The following is a 1,830-nucleotide window of genomic DNA, read 5'->3' as shown; positions in this document are numbered from 1 at the left end:
TCTAGACAACTCACAGCATGCGGGAGCCCTCCCTATTTGTCACCATCGAGATGTAAACAACGTCTTGGCACTTAACAACTAGCAGACGTGTCCGGCGGTCTGGTCGAGTATGGCGGCGATCCGGCAATCGCAATTGTCGGATCGCTTTGAAGCGTTTTGGTCGTCATCACTCAATTGGAATTCGTAAGCTCCAATTATCGTTCGTTGCTTTGGCGTTGGTTACGTGGCTGACCGCCTTTTCCTTCCAAGTGCGATGGTGCGATTGGAGGCCCGTTATCGTGATTCAAATGAATTGTGCATATCGGGGATGCATCGGATGGGCAAGAGATTCAAAGAGTGGGGCAACGTTACGCCTGGCTCGTGTGCCATGCTTGCCAGAGCGAGGCGCTTAATTGTGCAATGGCTGCTGCACAATTGGCGATGCGGGCTTCATGCTTGTTAGCGGTTCCGATTATCTCGATTTGCTCGACCAGGTGCAAGACGAGATTGCGACCACTCGTGCTGAGGTTGTGGCGCAGGCTACTGCGGGTTTGGTTACGATGCTCTGGAGCCCGGCGCGAGTGGTATCGACAGGCGATCGTCGAGAGCGGATGGTCCCAAACCGTTCTTGATCACCAGCTTGACATGCATCCCTATAAGCGGCAGGCCCTTTCCGGCAATGTGTCATACTTCTCTCGAACGTTGCTCGATCCGCAAAGCGAACTCGCTCAGATGTGCTGCCGGGTGATTTCGCCAAGTACAATGGTCTTGAGAGAGGGTATGGCATGAATCAGATAGGCGCTTTCCAAGCAGATGTCTGGAATCTGCCCATGTCGCCCCGCGTCCAGGATCTCTACGAGCTGAACGAGCTTGTGGGCAAGTGCGTGAAAGAGCTTGAGGGGCATGTGCTCGACGCCATCTACGTTGCCTTCGATGACGATGAGTGGGATTTCGACTCGCCTGTTATTTTGCGCGTCGGAGAGAAGTTGCTGATCGTCCTTGCCGTTTCGGGCATTTCCATGGCGATTGGAATTGTTCCAGCGAATGCGGATTTAGGTGTAGGGATGGGGTATAGGGCCTTTGGTCCTCTTGCCGTCCATTTTGGAAAGCGAATCGAGCGGCTATATTGGAGGGCGGATTCCAGCAGGCACCCCTTGGCGCTCGATATCGAGCTCGCGGATGGTGCTCACGTGCGAATTGGGGATGGCGGGGATATCACAATCCCAACGGCTTTGGCGCCATCCAGCAAGGAGTACCCAGCAGAATTCGACGATATCGTGCTGCAGGTCGGTTAGCGCTTGCTTGAATTGAACGCGCCGCTTGGACAAGCTTGCCGGAAGAGCTACGCCGCCAAGATGACCGAGAACGAGGAGGGGCTCAAGACCGAGCCTAATTCCGCGCCCTTGATCGACAAAGTTTTGGTGACAAAACTTAAGCTCATTGGAAGCCGCATGGGTTACGAGCGCGTCTACTACTACGAAGGCGAGTGCACTATCGTTACAGGTATCGATGCTAACGGCTTCATCGTCTCAGCCTATCCGCGCCGCCACGGGAGCGCTCGTCTGGTCCAACCTGTGCCGCGCTACAATCAGAGGCGCCGCAACGTGCTTGGAGGTCGTATGAAGCTGACGAACGAAGAGTTCGATGCCCTGCTGGCAAAAGCTGACCTGCGCCTCGATCAGGAGTACAGCCCGCGTTGCAGCTATCGCAAGACCGATTGGCTGCGCACCACGTGCCTAACGTGTGGTACGCAGGCGGATTACCGCCTCGCCTACATCTTGGACAAGAACGCGATCGGCGAGAAGGTTTGCCGTGCGTGCTACTGGCGCGAATGGTATCGCGGCGAGGAGG

Annotated in this window: 1 protein-coding gene and 1 pseudogene; both read left to right on the top strand. The window is 55.6% G+C overall.

Going from position 1 to position 1,830, the window contains the following annotated elements:
- The first annotated feature begins 764 nt into the window (after positions 1 to 764).
- On the top strand, positions 765 to 1,274 hold the full coding sequence (locus tag I2E26_RS03230) for a hypothetical protein (RefSeq protein ID WP_195419583.1): 510 nt from the start codon (positions 765 to 767) through the stop codon (positions 1,272 to 1,274).
- 60 nt (positions 1,275 to 1,334) lie between these two features.
- Positions 1,335 to 1,830 (top strand): annotated as a pseudogene (locus I2E26_RS03225) (hypothetical protein); the annotation flags it as partial.

It is taken from the genome of Collinsella sp. D33t1_170424_A12 (assembly GCF_015554865.1).
Taxonomy (GTDB): Bacteria; Actinomycetota; Coriobacteriia; order Coriobacteriales; family Coriobacteriaceae; genus Collinsella.
This window is presented reverse-complemented; position numbering and strand designations above follow the sequence as displayed.

Excerpts from the sequence above, each read along its gene's own strand:
- I2E26_RS03230 (WP_195419583.1), top strand. The coding sequence starts at position 765 with ATGAATCAGATAGGCGCTTTCCAAGCAGATGTCTGGAATCTGCCCATG.